This is a genomic window from Streptomyces sp. SID13726, from assembly GCF_010548375.1.
Lineage (GTDB): Bacteria > Actinomycetota > Actinomycetes > Streptomycetales > Streptomycetaceae > Streptomyces.
In genome coordinates this window covers 372,398-388,018 of sequence record NZ_JAAGLY010000003.1, presented here as the reverse complement: position 1 = coordinate 388,018, position 15,621 = coordinate 372,398, and the positions used below count along the sequence as shown (strand labels likewise).

At 72.0% G+C, this 15,621-nt stretch carries 11 protein-coding genes; 5 read left to right on the top strand and 6 right to left on the bottom strand.

Going from position 1 to position 15,621, the window contains the following annotated elements:
• Positions 1 to 20 precede the first annotated feature (20 nt).
• Positions 21 to 737 carry an SDR family oxidoreductase gene (locus G3I78_RS09070; RefSeq protein WP_164422315.1) on the top strand — a complete coding sequence of 239 codons (717 nt, stop codon included), beginning with the start codon at positions 21 to 23 and terminating at the stop codon, positions 735 to 737.
• A gap of 259 nt (positions 738 to 996) precedes the next feature.
• Here the strand turns inward: G3I78_RS09070 and G3I78_RS09065 are convergent, their stop codons facing one another.
• Positions 997 to 1,971 (bottom strand): lysylphosphatidylglycerol synthase transmembrane domain-containing protein, encoded by a 975-nt coding sequence (locus tag G3I78_RS09065; protein WP_343243691.1) that lies wholly within the window; start codon positions 1,969 to 1,971, stop codon positions 997 to 999.
• Positions 1,972 to 2,103: 132 nt separating this feature from the next.
• Here G3I78_RS09065 and G3I78_RS09060 point away from each other — a divergent pair, with 132 nt between their 5' ends.
• On the top strand, positions 2,104 to 3,993 hold the full coding sequence (locus G3I78_RS09060) for an ABC transporter ATP-binding protein (protein ID WP_164423052.1): 1,890 nt from the start codon (positions 2,104 to 2,106) through the stop codon (positions 3,991 to 3,993).
• A 14-nt stretch (positions 3,994 to 4,007) separates the two neighbouring features.
• Here G3I78_RS09060 and G3I78_RS09055 read toward each other — a convergent pair whose 3' ends face one another.
• Positions 4,008 to 7,253, bottom strand: a complete 3,246-nt coding sequence (locus G3I78_RS09055) for a TIR domain-containing protein (RefSeq protein WP_239157741.1) — start codon at positions 7,251 to 7,253, stop codon at positions 4,008 to 4,010.
• Between the two features lie 342 nt (positions 7,254 to 7,595).
• Here G3I78_RS09055 and panD point away from each other — a divergent pair, with 342 nt between their 5' ends.
• The gene (panD, locus tag G3I78_RS09050) at positions 7,596 to 8,015 is read left to right on the top strand and encodes an aspartate 1-decarboxylase (RefSeq protein ID WP_164422313.1); all 420 of its coding nucleotides are present in this window, start codon (positions 7,596 to 7,598) and stop codon (positions 8,013 to 8,015) included.
• Positions 8,016 to 8,053: 38 nt separating this feature from the next.
• Complete coding sequence (locus tag G3I78_RS09045; RefSeq protein WP_164422312.1) at positions 8,054 to 8,401, top strand: GNAT family N-acetyltransferase; 348 nt, start codon at positions 8,054 to 8,056, stop codon at positions 8,399 to 8,401.
• Positions 8,402 to 8,753: 352 nt separating this feature from the next.
• Here the strand turns inward: G3I78_RS09045 and gndA are convergent, their stop codons facing one another.
• The 3 genes from gndA to G3I78_RS09025 form a co-directional block, all read right to left on the bottom strand.
• Positions 8,754 to 10,193 carry an NADP-dependent phosphogluconate dehydrogenase gene (gene gndA / locus G3I78_RS09035; protein ID WP_164422311.1) on the bottom strand — a complete coding sequence of 480 codons (1,440 nt, stop codon included), beginning with the start codon at positions 10,191 to 10,193 and terminating at the stop codon, positions 8,754 to 8,756.
• Positions 10,194 to 10,343: 150 nt separating this feature from the next.
• Positions 10,344 to 12,164, bottom strand: a complete 1,821-nt coding sequence (locus G3I78_RS09030) for a TIR domain-containing protein (RefSeq protein WP_164422310.1) — start codon at positions 12,162 to 12,164, stop codon at positions 10,344 to 10,346.
• A 44-nt stretch (positions 12,165 to 12,208) separates the two neighbouring features.
• Positions 12,209 to 12,835 carry a toll/interleukin-1 receptor domain-containing protein gene (locus G3I78_RS09025; RefSeq protein WP_164422309.1) on the bottom strand — a complete coding sequence of 209 codons (627 nt, stop codon included), beginning with the start codon at positions 12,833 to 12,835 and terminating at the stop codon, positions 12,209 to 12,211.
• A 200-nt stretch (positions 12,836 to 13,035) separates the two neighbouring features.
• Between G3I78_RS09025 and G3I78_RS09020 the strand changes: the two genes are divergently transcribed.
• Complete coding sequence (locus tag G3I78_RS09020) at positions 13,036 to 14,196, top strand: transglycosylase family protein (RefSeq protein WP_164422308.1); 1,161 nt, start codon at positions 13,036 to 13,038, stop codon at positions 14,194 to 14,196.
• On the opposite strand, the gene G3I78_RS09015 is transcribed toward G3I78_RS09020, so the two are convergent.
• A complete protein-coding gene (locus tag G3I78_RS09015) occupies positions 14,186 to 15,556 on the bottom strand; it encodes a DMT family transporter (RefSeq protein WP_164422307.1) in 1,371 nt (456 codons plus the stop codon). The two genes, G3I78_RS09020 and G3I78_RS09015, sit on opposite strands and share 11 nt — an antisense overlap.
• Between the last annotated feature and the right edge of the window lie 65 nt (positions 15,557 to 15,621).

The following is a 15,621-nucleotide window of genomic DNA, read 5'->3' as shown; positions in this document are numbered from 1 at the left end:
ACGGCGTAGGTTACTTGCCGATGACAGCAGACCACACCGGCGCTGCGCCCCTCGCGGTGGTGACCGGCGCCAACCGCGGCATCGGCCTCGAAGTCGTACGGCAGCTCGCGGACCGCGGCCACCGCGTGCTCCTCGGCTCCCGCGACCTCGACAAGGGGCGCGCCGCCGCCGCACAGGTGGACCCCGGCGGGACGCGAGTGACGGCCGTACGGCTCGACGTGTCCGACGCGGCGAGCGTCGACGCCCTGGCCGCCCTGGTCACCCGGGAGTTCGGCCGCACGGACGTCGTCGTCAACAACGCCGCGATCCTCTACGACACCTGGGCGCAGGCCCGCACCGCCGACCTCGACGAGGTCCGACAGGCCCTGGACACCAACCTGTTCGGGGCCTGGCGGGTCACCCAGGCACTGCTGCCGCTCCTGGTGCGCAGCCCGAGTCCCCGGGTGGTCAACGTGAGCAGCGGGGCCGGTTCCCTGGAGTCGATGGACGGCGGCACCCCCGCCTACAGCGTCTCCAAGGCCGCGCTCAACGCCCTCACCCGGCTCCTCGCCGGTGAACTGCGCCCCCACCGCGTCCTGGTCAACGCCGTCTGCCCGGGCTGGGTCGCCACCGACATGGGCGGAGCGGGCGGCCGCCCGGTGGCGGAGGGCGCCGCCGGCGTCGTATGGGCCGCGACCCTGCCGGACGACGGACCGAGCGGGGGATTCTTCCGGGACCGGGAGCCGGTGGCCTGGTGAGCGGAGTCCGCGGGCGCGGGTCTTGGAGTGGGCGGCTCGGGGTGGCGGGGCCTTGGAGTGGGCGGCTCGGGGTGGCGGGCCGTTGGAATGGGCGGCTCGGGGTGGCGGGGTCTCGGAGTGGGCGGCTCGGGGTGGCGGGGCCTTGGAGTGGGCGGCTCGGGGTGGCGGGGTCTCGGAGTGGGCGGTTCGAGGCGGCGGGCTCTCGGAGTGGGCGGCTGGGGGCGGCGGCCCTTGGAATCGGCGGTTCGGTCCGGCGGGGTCAGATCACCTTCAGCCGCACCAGCGCGCCCAGCGTCAGCGCCCCCGGTACCAGCGGCACCCAGACCGTGATGATCCGGTAGGCGAGGACCACCGCCGTGGCCACCGCCACCGGGCCGCCGGCCGCCACCAGGGCGACGACCAGGGCCGCCTCCACCGAGCCGACCCCGCCGGGCGTCGGCACCAGGGCCACCGCGCAGGTCGCCGCGAGATAGGCGAGGGCCATGTGCACGGGCGGCACCGGGAGGCCCAGCGCCTGTCCCACCGCGGCGAGGCCGGCCGCCTGGAGCGCCGGGAAGGCGAGCGAGCCGCCCCACAGGGCGAGCGCCCGGGAGGGACGCGTGTGCACCGAGCGGGCCTCGCCCAGCGCGGTCCGCAGGAAGGAGCACAGGGCCGTACGCACCCGGCGGACCAACACGAGCACCCCCACGGCCACCGCCAGCACCGCCCCGAGGCCGAGCAGCAGCGGGCCGACCGCCGCGTCGGGCAGCAGCGCGCCCAGCCGCAGCGCGTCGGGGAAGGCCACGAACAGCGCGGCCAGCAGGGCGAGCCGGCCGATCGACTCCGCCAGCAGATACAGAGCGAGCGCGGCCGAGGAGCGGGCGAGCGAGACCCCGCACACGGTCATGAACCGCAGGTTCACCGCGCCCGCGCCGAGACCGGTCGGCAGCAGGTGGTTGGCCGCGCCCGCCGCGAACTGCGTGGCCAGCAGCCGTCGTCGGGGCAGCCGTTCGACCACCGCGCCCTGCCGGGTGAAGGAGGCCGCCACCCACGTCAGACAGGTCGCGCCGGCCGCGGCCAGCAGCCACGGCCACTCGGCGTGCCGCAGATGACCGAAGCCTTCGACCAGCACGGACCGGTGCCGCACTGCGACCACGGTGACCAGCAGGAGCGGGACCAGACACAGGATCTGGCGGATACGGCGGACGGGGAGGCGCTGGGAAGGGCGTCCCTGGGGGAGTTCTACCGCTGTCACATCGGGAGAGGTTCTCCCCGCCGCGCCAACGGCGGGTTGCGGAAGCGGGGCCACGGTCTTACATACCGTCATCGAGTCGACCCCTCTGTTGACCTCAAGGTTGCTTGAGGTTCTACGTTCTCTTCCATGAGCATGGAGACCACAGCCTGGAGCCAGCTGCAGAGCGTCATGCACGCCGAGCAGGAGCGCCGTCCCTTCGCCCGCGCCACGCTGCGCCGCATCGGCGCGTTCGCCCGCCCGCACCGCACCCGCATCGCGCGCTTCGTCGTGCTCGGGGTGGCGACCGCCCTGCTCGCCGTCGCCACCCCCGTCCTGGCCGGCAGCGTCGTGGACGCGATCGTGTCGGGTGACGACGAGGGCAAGGTCGTACGCCTGGCCCTGCTCATCGCCCTCATCGCGGTCGCGGAGGCGGCGCTCGGCATCCTCGCCCGCCGGCTGTCGGCCACGCTCGGGGAGGGCCTCATCCTCGATCTGCGCACGGCTGTGTTCGATCATGTGCAGCGCATGCCGGTCGCGTTCTTCACACGCACTCGTACGGGAGCGCTCGTCTCCCGTCTCAACAACGACGTCATCGGCGCCCAGCGCGCCTTCAGCAACACCCTGTCCGGCGTGGTCAGCAACCTGGTCACGCTGCTGCTGACCCTGGTCGTGATGCTCACCCTGTCCTGGCAGATCACCCTGCTCGCGCTCGCCCTGCTCCCGGTGTTCGTGGTCCCGGCCCGCCGCATGGGCAGCCGGATGGCCCGGATGCAGCGGGAGGCGGCCACCCTGAACGCGGCCATGGGCACCCGGATGACCGAACGCTTCTCCGCGCCCGGCGCCACCCTCGTCAAGCTCTTCGGCCGCCCCGAGCAGGAGTCCGAGGAGTTCGCGGCCCGGGCGCGCCGCGTCGCCGACATCGGCGTACGGACCGCCACCGCCCAGTCGGTCTTCATCACCGCCCTGACCCTGGTCTCCGCCCTGGCCCTCGCCCTCGTCTACGGCCTCGGCGGCTGGTTCGCCCTGCGCGGCACCCTGGAACCCGGTGCCGTGGTTTCCCTGGCCCTCCTCCTGACCCGCATGTACGCCCCGCTCACCTCGCTCGCCGGCGCCCGTGTCGAGGTGATGAGCGCACTGGTCAGCTTCGAGCGCGTCTTCGAGGTGCTCGACCTCAAGCCCCTGATCGAGGAGAAGCCGGACGCCCGCGAGGTCCCCGAAGGACCGGTCTCCGTCGAGTTCTCGGACGTCCGCTTCGGCTACCCCTCCGCCGACAAGGTCTCCCTGGCCTCCCTGGAGGAGGTCGCCTCCCTCGACACCCGCGGCGGCGCCGAGGTCCTGCACGGCGTCTCCTTCCGCGCCGAACCCGGCCGGACGATCGCGCTGGTCGGCTCCTCCGGCGCGGGCAAGTCCACGATCGCGCAACTGCTGCCGCGGCTCTACGACGTCGACGAGGGCGCCGTACGCATCGCCGGGGTCGACGTCCGCGACCTGACCGCCGGTTCCCTGCGGGCCACCCTCGGCATGGTCACCCAGGACGGCCACCTCTTCCACGACACGGTCCGCGCGAACCTGCTGCTGGCCCGCCCCGAGGCGACCGAGACCGAGCTGTGGGACGCCCTGCGCCGGGCCCGTCTGGTCGATCTCGTACGGTCCCTGCCCGACGGCCTCGACACCGTGGTCGGGGAGCGCGGCTACCGGCTCTCCGGCGGTGAGCGCCAGCGCATGACCATCGCCCGGCTGCTCCTGGCCCGCCAGCGTGTCGTGATCCTCGACGAGGCCACCGCCCACCTCGACAACACCTCGGAGGCCGCCGTCCAGGAGGCCCTCACCGAGGCACTGGAGGGCAGGACGGCGATCGTGATCGCCCACCGCCTGTCCACGGTGCGGGCGGCCGACCTGATCCTGGTGGTCGAGGAGGGCGGGATCGTGGAGCGGGGCACGCACGAGGAACTCCTCGCGCTGGACGGCCGGTACGCCGAACTGCACCGGACCCAGTTCGCCTCCCGGGGCGGCGGGGCGACCCCGGTGGAGGCGGCGGCGTAGAAGACCCGCGGGCGTCAGCCGCCCGTGCCGCACCCCGCCCGGTAGGCGCCGAGCACCCCGAACCGGGTCCACTCCTCGCGCGTCAGGTCCCGTCCGGCCAACGCGCAGGCCCGGCGGGTGAGTTCGGCCGGCCGCAGCTCCAGACCCCGCAGCGTGCCGTCGTAGGAGACCTTCATGAGCTGCCCGGTGCCGCTGAAGAACACGTCGGCCGTCAGGGGGCTCGCGTCGTCGAAGAGCGGCTCGCCCACGACCTCCAGGGTCCGGGCGTCCCGCAGCCGCATGTCGCCCTCGGTGAACAGCAGCGACCCGTCGGGACTGAACAGCACGGTGTGCCCGCTGCCGGGGACGGTCGCGAGAACCCGGCAGCCGCCGTCGTCCCCGGGGGCGAGCAGCCGGGTGGCCGCGTCCTGCGAGGACACGGCGACGGTCGTACCCCGGGGCGCGAAGGCGATACCGCGGCTGCCCCCGGCGGACGGGCCCATCTGCTTCTCGCACAGCATCACGCGGCGGCCCGTGTCGACCTCGTGGACGACGGTACGGCCCACGGCGTCGGTGACGGCGAGCCGCTCCCCGGTCCTGTCCAGCGTGAAGCTGACGGTGTCGCCGTGGGAGAACCCCCGCACGGCGAACGCGGACCTGGCGGGTCCGGCGGCGCGGGCGGTGTCGTAGGCAGTGGCCGTGCGAGTGCCGTCAGGGCGGGCGACCAGGGAGATCACACGGGTCCCGTCACCGCTGAAGCCGACGGAACCGGGAAGGTCGCGGAGCCTGCGGCCGTCGCTCATACGGATCAGGGCGGTCGACTCACCGTCGCCGTCCGCGCCTCGGAGCAGGGCGTGGCCGCCGTCCGCCGACACCGTGACGCCGTACGGCTGCCGGGTCACGAAAGGCACCCGGACCGTACGCCGTACCCGGCCGGTCGTGAGGTCGCGCACCTGGACGCCGTCCGCGAGCGTGACGGTGACGACGTTGCGGCCGTCCCCCGAGACGTCGTACGCCGTCATGCGGTTCGGGTCGATCGGCAGCTCGGCCCGCAGATGGTGCCGGAGCGCCCGCCCGACGTCCCACACCACCGCGCGTCCGGTCGCGCCCACGCCGACCAGACGGGCGCCGTCGCCGGTGAACGCCAGGCCGTGGACGCTCTCGGGCACGCCCGGCAGGTCGATCGGGGGTTTCGCCGTGTCGGTGAGATCCCACAGGCGCACCCGGTCGAACTCCGCGATCGCCACCAGGCGGGAGTCGGGCGAGGGGACGACAGCGCTGACGGCGTTCGGCTCGACGCGCAACGGCAGCCCCGTGGTGAGATCCCCGACCTCCACCCGGTTGTCGCGCCAGCCGAGGATCACCTTCTCGCCCGCCGCGAACTGCCCCCACCTCGTCCGGAGCACCGCCCGCGCGGTTCCGTCCGAGGAGGCGACCACGTACTTCAGCGTGCCCTGATCGGAGCCGTCGCTCGTGGTCACCGACAGCAGCCGCCCGGACGGGCTGTAGACGAGCCGGATCACCTCGGCACCGGCGGCGAGAGCGACACGGAGACCGAGGTGACCGGCGCCGCCCGGAACCGCCGTCGTCGTGAGACGGCCCTGCTCGTCGACGAGCGCGACCTCCTCGCCGTCGGGGCGCAGCGCCACCTGGGCCAGGGCCCCGCCGCCCTTCGGCCGTACGGTGGCCACCACCGAGGCGTCGCGGGCGTCGAGCACCACGGCCCGCGCCCGGTCCGCACCCACGACCACGGCGAGACGCCGACCGTCGCCGCTGACGGCCACGGCCGGGATCTCCTCGGGCCCTGCGCCCAGCGAGGGCCCCGCGCCCAGCGAGGGCCCCGCGCCCAGCGAGGGCCCCGCGCCGACGGCCCGTCCCGTGCGCACGTCCCACATGACCAGCCGGCCCCGCGCGTCCGTGCCCGCGAGCACCTGACCCCGCAGGGCGTACCCCGACACCCGGAGCAGATCACCGCGGACCTCGGCGGTCCGCCGGCCGGTGAGCGCGTCGAGGAAGACGATCCGGCCCGGCTCGGGAACGGCCGCGAAGTAACGGCCGTCGGCCACGGAGGTGACCCAGGCTGACTCATGGGCGGGGGCGAGATCGCGGATGGCACGGGTTCGCGTGTCCCACAGCCGGATCTGCCCGGAGCCGGACAGGGACAGGACGAACCGTCCGTCGGCGCCGGGCAGCAAGGTCTCCAGATAGCCCGTGTCGTCATGCGGATCGAGAACCCGCGCGGGCCGCTCCTTGTGCTCGGTGCTCCACACGAAGAGCCGCCCCTCGCGCGTCTCGGCGACGCTCCCGGCGGAGAGGTCGCCGCACGGACACCGCGCGGCGAACATCCACCGCCCGTCGTGACTCAGGGCCAGCGTGTCGAGGGAGAAGGGCGCCGCCACCCCGGTGGGCAGCCGCGGGTACCAGTCGAGCCCCTGCTCCGCCTCCTGTACGACCGACAGCAGGCCGTTGCGCGCGGCGGGCGTCGGCGACGTGCGCCACGCCTGCGCCGCGAGCAGCAGCGCGGTGTCCATCGAGCCCGACTTCAACTCCAGCGCCTGGGCGGCGAGTTGCCGTGAGGAGACGTCCTTGAGCCGCTCCTCGGCGGTGTTCGCGTTGCGGTTGGCGACGACGGCGGCGACACTCGCGGTCACGGCGAGCAGCGCCAGCACGACGACGGTCGCCCAGATGACCCGCACCCGCTTGCGCTGCTGGGCGCGGTCCTCACCGAAGACGGTGTCGACGTCGACGTCCCGGAAACGGGCGGCCAGTTGCGCCACGGCGACGGCGAACCCGGCGTCTCGCAACGACAGTTGCTCGGGCCCCTCCAGCCCACGCAGATCGACGACGAACGGCTCGTGGGTGAAGGCCCCCTCCAGGGCCCGGGGCACCGCGTCCGAGCGCGCCCAGTCGAAGTCACCGGCCTCCTCGTCCCAGAAGCAGTCACCCCGCGTCACCGCCAACAGCAGTGTGTCGACCGGCTTGTCGGCCCGCCAGTACTCGATCTCCTTCCGCACCCACTTCGAGGCGGCCGCCTCGGGCGAGGCGAGCAGCACGAGATGCCGGGACCGGGCGAGGGCCTGCTCGATCGCCGGCCACAGCGCGGGGTTGGCCGACATGCTGGCCACGTCCTGGAACACCCGCAGCGCCCGCAGCCGGTACCAGGGCCGGGCGAGCTGATGCAGTCCCCGGCGCAGCGCCTCGGCGAGCGCCTGGTCGGGCCGGTGACTGTAGGAGACGAAGGCGTCGAACCCGGCCGGCTCCCGCGCACCGGACCGGGGCATCCGCACCCGAGGACCGGACCGTGGCACCCGCACCCGAGGACCGGACCGGAGCATCCGCACCCGCGGCCACGACCGCGACATGTCGGACAGCGGACGCAGAGCCACGACGCCTCCCCCGAGAGCGACAGAACCCGCGAAACCGCGCCGCGGAAGAGCAGTATGCCGGGTGACCACGATGCCGTATCCATACGCACATGAGCGCATATTCCGTGTGGCGAGGCTCACGCACGTGATCCGGTCCCGGCTGCGTACCCTGGCGTCGAAAGCGACTCACTGCAAGACTTCAAACAGCCCTTGACCTGCATCTACGCAGGCAGGGAGCCTATCTTCAGGAGTACTCCGATGCTGCGCACCATGTTCAAGTCCAAGATCCACCGGGCCACCGTCACCCAGGCCGACCTGCACTACGTGGGATCGGTGACCATCGACGCGGACCTCCTCGACGCCGCCGATCTGCTGCCCGGCGAGCTCGTCCACATCGTCGACATCACCAACGGCGCCCGGCTGGAGACGTACGTCATCGAGGGGGAGCGCGGGTCCGGGGTGGTCGGGATCAACGGTGCCGCCGCCCATCTCGTCCACCCCGGCGACCTGGTGATCATCATCAGTTACGCTCAGGTGACCGACGCCGAGGCGCGGGCGCTCGAACCCCGGGTCGTGCACGTGGACCACGACAACCGTGTCGTGGCCCTGGGCGCCGACCCGTCTGAGCCGGTGCCCGGTTCGGACCAGCGGCGCAGCCCGCAGGCGGTGTCCGCCTGACCTCGACTTCACGACGGCCTTCGGACCAGGAGCGTGCCATGAGCGACATCGAGATCCGTGACGACCGGCCCGCGGGCCGGCTGGAGGCACTCGCCGACGGCGGTGAAGTCGTCGGCCACATCCAGTACTTCGTCCTCGAGAGCCCCGGGCGCGCCCTGGTCCCGGTCCACACCATCGTCGAACCGGCCCACGAGGGACAGGGCATCGCGGGCTCCCTGGCCCGCGAGCTCTACACGATCGCCGCCCGCGAGGGCGTCCCGGTCGCCCCGCTCTGCCCGTACGTCGTCAAGTGGGCCGCCCGCCACCCCGACGAGGCGCCCGCCGCCGACCCGGAACTCCTCCGTGCGGCGAAGCACTGGCTGACCGCCCACCCCGAGGGCTTCTGACCCACCCGGGTGACTGCGGAGCCGGCCACCGGGTACGCGGGGGATGAGTCCAGAGCCGACGTCGACGACAGGCTGGAGGACACGATGACCAACCCGTACCCCGACCCGGTCCCGCCGGGCCCCACCCCGGGCCCGGTCCCGAGCCCGGTCCCACCCCCACAGCCCCCGGACCCGTCCCCGATCCCCCCGGACCCGGCGCCGGAGCCGGAGCCGGTACCGACCCCGCAACCGGGCCCACCGCTGACCTGAACGACAACAGTGGGGCGGCATGGAATCGCCGCCCCACCGAAGCCCACCACGGTGTACCGGGTGCGTGGGCGCGACCAGCCCCCACGCACCCGCACAGGACCTGCTACGAGGTCACCTCGGACCGATCCCCACCCCACAGCGTGTGGAAGGCACCGGACCGGTCCACCCTCCGGTACGTGTGCGCCCCGAAGAAGTCCCGCTGCCCCTGCGTGAGCGCCGCGGGCAACCGCTCCGCACGCAGCGCGTCGTAGTACGCCAGCGCCGCCGAGAACCCGGGCACCGGCACCCCCTGCCGCGTCGCCGCGATGATCACGTCACGCCAGTCGTCCTGCGCCGAGGCGATCTCCTGCGCGAAGGTCTCGTCGGACAGCAGGCTCGGCAGGTCCGCCCGGGTGTCGTACGCGGACCGGATGCGGTCCAGGAACGCCGCCCGGATGATGCAGCCGCCACGCCAGATCGCGGACACCGCACCGAGGTCGATGTCCCAGTCGTACTCCTCGCGCGCCGCCGAGATCTCGTGGAAGCCCTGCGTGTACGACACGATCTTCGACGCGTACAGCGCCTGCTCGACACGGTCGGCGAAGGCACCCGCCTCGGCCTCGCTCAGCGGCGTGGCCTTGGGCCCGGCGAGCCCGCGGGACGCCTCCCGCAGCTCCGCGTGGCCGGACAGCGAGCGGGCGAAGACCGCCTCCGCGATGCCGGAGACCGGGACACCGAGGTCGAGGGCGATCTGGACGGTCCACCGCCCCGTGCCCTTCTGCTCGGCCTGGTCGACGACGACGTCCACGAACGGCTTGCCCGTCTCCGCGTCCACGTGCGACAGGACCTCGGCCGTGATCTCGATCAGGTACGAGTCCAGGCGGCCGGTGTTCCAGGTACGGAAGATGCCGGCGATCTGCGCGGGCGAGTACCCGGCGACATCGCGCAGCAGCTGGTACGCCTCGCCGATCAGCTGCATGTCGGCGTACTCGATGCCGTTGTGGACCATCTTCACGAAGTGCCCGGCGCCGTCGGGACCGACATGGGTCACGCAGGGCGCGCCGTCGGCCGCCTTCGCGGAGATCTTTTCCAGCATCGGACCGAGCGAGTCGTACGACTCCTTCGGGCCGCCCGGCATGATGCTCGGTCCGAGCAGCGCGCCCTCCTCGCCGCCGGAGACGCCCATGCCGACGAAGTGGATGCCCTGCTCGCGCAGTTCGCGCTCCCGGCGCCGGGTGTCCGCGAAGTGCGCGTTGCCACCGTCGATGATCATGTCACCGGGCTCCAGGAGCGGCGCGAACTCCTGGATCACCGCGTCGGTGGGCTCACCGGCCTTCACCATGATGACCAGCCGGCGGGGCCGCTCCAGGGCCGCCACGAACTCCTTCGCGGTCTCGGCGGCGATGAAGTCGCCCTCGCCGCCGAACTCCTCGACCAGGGCGTGCGTGCGCGACGCGGTCCGGTTGTGCAGGGCGACCGTATAGCCGTTGCGGGCGAAGTTCCGGGCGAGGTTGCGGCCCATGACCGCGAGGCCCGTGACGCCGATCTGCGCTGTTGTGCTCATACCGCCTGCTCCCAAAAGATCCTGTGGATCGCGTAGGTCATGTATCACTGCTGCCGGTCGTGCCTGTCAGTATCGTCCACCGGCCATCCTTGCCTGTCGGGGGACTGTCCGCACACCAGGGATACGGCTCACGCGCCTCGTTGTGTTCAGCTAGAACATGGAGTCCGGAAGCACCACGGAACCGCTGCGGGGGAGGGGTTCGTCGTCACGCAGCCCGAGGATTCCGCGGGCCAGGTGACGGACCCGGTCGACGTACTCGCGGGGCGAGGAGGCGGAGCGGAAGTCGACCCACTGGCGCTCGGCAATGAACGGGGGCGGGAGCACGTCGTCCACGAGGACCGGGATCACTCGCTGGTTCCCGTTCGACTCGAGAGCGGCGGTGAACTCCTGCCGGGTGTACTCCGATCGGCTCCAGGCCTGGCTCACGACGGCCACGACCGAGTCGGCGTTCCTCAGGCCGTCATCGAGTCGGGACGGCCAGTGATCGCCCAGCTGCAACTCCCACTCGTCGATGAACACGGAGAGACCGAGTCGTTTCAGGTTCTCCGCGAGCACCATCGTCCAGTCCCGGTCAGCGTGCGCGTAGGAGACGTAGACGTCGTAGTGGCCGCTGCGACGGGAAAGGGGCTCCGTCCCCTTGGAGTCCTGCCGGATGCGAGCGGCGATGACACGGGCGGCCTGGGGCAGGGTGCCGTCCTCCAGACTGAACACCTGAAACGACTGAGCGAGGCTCGGCAGGTGACGGACGGCCTCGGCCGAGGTCACGACGGGCAGCGCCAGGCGCTCGCTCACGGCGTTGACGGAATGGCGCAGGAAATAGCTGCTGTCCAGGCTCTGTGCCGGGTCCTCGCCGCTCTCGTCCACGATCAGGACGAAATGGCGGCATTCGTCGATACGCCTCGAACGTGCCCCCGGGACCTCGGTGTAGTCGCCGAAGCTGTCGAAGTTGCTGAAGTCGTCGGCCGCGATGCGCACGGTCACGCCGTTCTCCTCCAGCAGCATCCCGAATTCCCGAGCCAGCCCGGTGGTCGATCCGCTGTGACTCACGAACACGTCGGCCGTGTAGTCCCGTCGGGCGGCCTGCCGGGCCGCCTCCACATAGGAATCGCGGCTTTCGATCAGCAGATCGACGTCCTCCAGCCGGCGTGCGAGCAGCGCCGCGAGGCTCGCGATGCTGAAAGTGACCTGTTCGGAGTTGCGGTGGCTCTCGGACAGGGCGGGCAGCGACTCACCGAAGGACCAGATGGGGAAGTAGGGGATCGTCACGCGTTGCAGGAGTTCTCCCGAGTCGCTGCCGCGGGGAGCCCAGTCACGCAGCCGCGGCTTCATGCGCTCCGCCAGATCCCGGCGCCAGTTCTCGCCGTGCCGGTACTCGGGCTGCGCGTCGAACCGGCTGAGCAACGGCACGGTCAGCAGGCGGGGCCGGTCGTAGGGCAGGGCGTCCCGGGCCTTCATGGCGCGCTTGACGAAGTCGAGAACGCCTCGCACGTTCTGTTCGTTCGCGGTGAAGGCGAAGACGAGGACATCGGGAACCTGTGCCGTGCAGATGCCGCCGGAGTCCGTGATGCCGGTGCGGCTGTCGACGAGGACGAGGTCGTAGTGGCGCATCCATTCCTCGCGCCACGACTCCAGGGTGGCTCCGAAGTCGTGCCGGGTGTACAGCGCGTCCCAGTCGACCTTCTGCAAGCGGGAGACATACGACTCGTCGGGTTTTCCGGCAGCGATCAGATCCAGCCGGGCGTCCTGGGGGAGTGTCACGGTCGTCCGGTGGCGCAGAGCGGTGTCCGCACTCGGCTGCTCACGCGCCTCCTCGATCATCTCCAGGAGTCCGGTGCGAGGCAGCTCGTCCAGGTGGGGCTCGAAGAAGTACGAGAGCCCGGGCGCCTCCAGGTCCCAGTCGATGCACAGCACTCGATAGCCCCAACGTGCCAGCAGTACAGCCGTGTTGGCGAGAGCGAAGCTGCGGCCCACTCCACCCTTGTAGGAATAGAACGTAATGATCTTCCCTGGTTCCATCACGTCGCTCCAAGGTCCGGCTTGGGACTGGGAACCGGGGCGTCGGCCGGAGGCCGGAGCGCCGGCCAGTCCTCGCGCCAGTCGGGGACCTTCGTCAGGCGGCCGGCGATCTGCCGTGCGAAACCCTGCACCTCTCGGTGGAAGTACGGGTACGCCTCGGATTTCCGGTACTCGGGGTAGGGGACGTTGTAGTTCTTGAACCCCTCGTGCAACTCCCGCTCTTGGACGTACTCCGGGAAATTGACCCCGTCCGCGAAGACCACGGGAAGGATCAACGCGTTGGACCGGCCGCGTCTCTCGCGTTCCTCGCGCGCCGCCATCGTCGCCCACTCCGCTATGCACCACGGCGAACGGAAATAGGGGGCGGAGAGCACGGGGACGAGGAGGCGGCTCTTGCCGAGGGAATCCGCGAGCTGGTCGGGCCAGGAGTCGCCGATGTTCCCCTCCATCTGCCGGTCGACGAATATCTCGCCGGTGCCGGCCTCGTCCTCCAGGCAGCGTTTGAGGACGGGGTAGAAGTGGTGATGCACCCAGTCGCCGACGTTTCCCGCGCTGCGCCTGTAACTCACGAACACGTCGAACTCGTAATCCACCGCCGCCCCGTTCACCTGCTCAAACACCGGCACACCCCAAGTTCGGGTGATCGGGAGTGTATCCGCCCGCACCCTCCTCAACTGGGCTTTCGCGCAACCACGTTGAACATCGCCCCACCGCGCCCCGCACGAACCGCAGGAGGCCGGTTGCCGTCTTGTCATGGCCGGTTCGCAGCGCTTACTTTTGCCCCTCCTGACGCATGTCGCATGTTGGTTGCACGGGGAGGCTCTCCATGGCCGTACGCGGCCGGCACCGCCGGTATCAGCCGAACAGGATCAACCGGGCCTCGCTCACCGTCACCGCGGGCGGAGTCGGAATCGCGGTCCCGCTCATCGGCACCGGCACCGCACAGGCGGCCGACGTCGACACCTGGAACAAGGTCGCCGCGTGCGAGTCCAGCAACGACTGGAACATCAACACCGGCAACGGCTACTACGGCGGGCTCCAGTTCACCCAGTCCACCTGGGAGGCGTACGGCGGCACCCGCTACGCGGCCCGGGCCGATCTGGCCACCAAGGACCAGCAGATCGCCGTGGCCGAGAAGGTGCTCGACGGACAGGGCCCCGGCGCCTGGCCGACCTGCTCGGTGCGGGCCGGGCTCACCCGGGGCGGCTCCGGACCGGACATCCACCCCGCCGGGACCACTACCCAGAAGCCGAGGACGACCTCCGTGCAGGACGTCCAGCCGCAGACCACACCCCAGTCGCGAGCCGGTACCGCCGAGATGTACACCGTCGTCCGCGGCGACACGCTCTCCGCGATCGCCGACGCACAGCGCGTCCGCGGCGGCTGGCAGGGGCTGTACACGGCCAACCGGAGGACCGTCGGGGCCGACCCCGACCTGATCCTGCCGGGACAGCGGCTGAAGCTGCGTGCCGCCGCCGGCGGGACCACCACGGCCGACGACACCTCGGTGAAGAAGACCTCCTCCGGCTCCGGCACCCAGGAGAAGACCGAGAGGACCGAGAAGACCGAGAAGGCCACGGAGACCGGCCTGGTCGCCCCCGTGAACGCCTCCCTCGGCACCCCGTACCACAAGGCAGGCTCGTCCTGGTCGAAGGGCTACCACACCGGCGTCGACTTCGCGGTGCCCACCGGGACGTCCGTGAAGGCGGTCGCCGCCGGGCAGGTCGTGACCTCGGGGTGGGGCGGCTCCTTCGGCTACCAGGTGGTGATCCGGCACGCCGACGGCCGCTACACGCAGTACGCTCACCTGTCCGCGATCTCCGTGAAGTCCGGGCAGACGGTGGGCGCGGGCCAGCGCATCGGCCGCTCCGGCTCCACGGGCAACAGCACGGGCCCGCATCTGCACTTCGAGGTGCGGACGGGGCCCGGATTCGGTTCCGACATCGACCCGGTCGCCTATCTCCGGGGCGGCGGCGTCAGGATTTGACGCGGGCCCGATGCCGGTCGAGCACCGGCATCGGGATGTACGCGGCGCCGTAGAAGGGGCCGTAGTACGCGGGCGGCTCGCCGCCGCTGCCCGCGGCCCCCGCGTCGGCGTCCAGAAGGCCGGCGTCCAGAAGCTCGTCGGACACACCGTCCATCAGCACCGCCTCGGGGGCCGACGGGACGCCCGCCATCGACGGGACGCTTGACGACGGCACTGACGGGACGCCCGCCACCGACGGGACGCCCGACGCCGCCGGTACCGACGGCACGGCGGAGGCGGACGACGCGGGACCCGGCACGAACGCCTCCCCGCGCATCCCGACCCCGACCGGCCCCTCGATGAGCACACCCTCACGCAGGGCCTTCTCGACGAGCGGCTCCTTGTGCAGCAGTTCCTCCCGCACCGGCTCCTCGGCGAACACCCCGCGACGACCGGCCTCCTCGTCGAACGCCTTCTCGCGCGCGGCCACCGGCGCGTCCACCACCGGCGCCCCCTCGACCGGCTCGGCCCCGGCCTGCTCCTCGGCAGACGTCCGCTGGAGCCGCTCCGTGGTCAGCAGGATCAAACCGCCCGCCGCCACCACACCGCAGCTCAGCGCGAGCGCCGTCCCGGTCGTGCCGTAACGGAAGGTCTCGCCGAACATCGTGATGCCGACCGCGGCCGCCACCACCGGGTTCACGACCGTCAGCGTGGCCAGCGGGGCGGCGAGGCCCGCGCCCCGGTAGGAGGCCTGGGAGAGCAGCAGTCCGGCCGTGGCCAGGACGCCGATCGCGGCCAGCGAGGGCAGGTCGCCCGCGGTCACGCCGCCGGTCCAGTCCACGGCGACCGTCTTGGTGAAGACCGAGGACATGCCGAACGCTATGCCGGACGCGGTCGCGAGCAGCACGCTGCGCACCACCGGGTGCCGGTGCGCGGCCCGGCCCGCGATCATCAGCGCGACCACCGCGACGCCGGTCACCAGCGCGGCGAAGATCCGCTGGGCGTTGCTCAGCGACTGCGCGTCGGAGGCGCCCACCAGGGAGAGCAGACCGGCGAGGCCGACCGTCGCCATGATCGCGCCCCGCCAGGCGGTGGCCCCGGCCTTGCGGCGCACGAACAGGGCCGCCATCGGCAGGGCGAACACGATCGTCAGCGCGCCCAGCGGCTGGACCAGGCTCAGCGGACCGAAGGCCAGCGCCACCACGTGCAGCAGCCCGCCGAGGCCGTTGAGCGCGACCGCCGCCCACCAGCCCGGCCGGCGCAGCGGTGCGTACTGTTCGTCGGGGTGGGAGACCGCGACCTGCTCCTGCACGATCGCTCCGCCCGCGTAGGCGACGGCGGAGACGAGGGACAGGAGCACGGAGAACGCGAGGGCACTCATGAGCTGCTCCTCTGCGTGAGGCGGGGGCGGTCTGCCCGGCGCGACGAACGGTCGTCTTCCATGAC

Coding starts and splice junctions, on each gene's coding strand:
- panD (WP_164422313.1), top strand. CDS start 7,596: ATGCTGCGCACCATGTTCAAGTCCAAGATCCACCGGGCCACCGTCACC.
- G3I78_RS09070 (WP_164422315.1), top strand. CDS start 21: ATGACAGCAGACCACACCGGCGCTGCGCCCCTCGCGGTGGTGACCGGC.
- G3I78_RS09045 (WP_164422312.1), top strand. CDS start 8,054: ATGAGCGACATCGAGATCCGTGACGACCGGCCCGCGGGCCGGCTGGAG.
- G3I78_RS09020 (WP_164422308.1), top strand. CDS start 13,036: ATGGCCGTACGCGGCCGGCACCGCCGGTATCAGCCGAACAGGATCAAC.
- G3I78_RS09015 (WP_164422307.1), bottom strand. CDS start 15,556: ATGAGTGCCCTCGCGTTCTCCGTGCTCCTGTCCCTCGTCTCCGCCGTC.
- gndA (WP_164422311.1), bottom strand. CDS start 10,193: ATGAGCACAACAGCGCAGATCGGCGTCACGGGCCTCGCGGTCATGGGC.
- G3I78_RS09060 (WP_164423052.1), top strand. CDS start 2,104: ATGGAGACCACAGCCTGGAGCCAGCTGCAGAGCGTCATGCACGCCGAG.
- G3I78_RS09055 (WP_239157741.1), bottom strand. CDS start 7,253: ATGCCCCGGTCCGGTGCGCGGGAGCCGGCCGGGTTCGACGCCTTCGTC.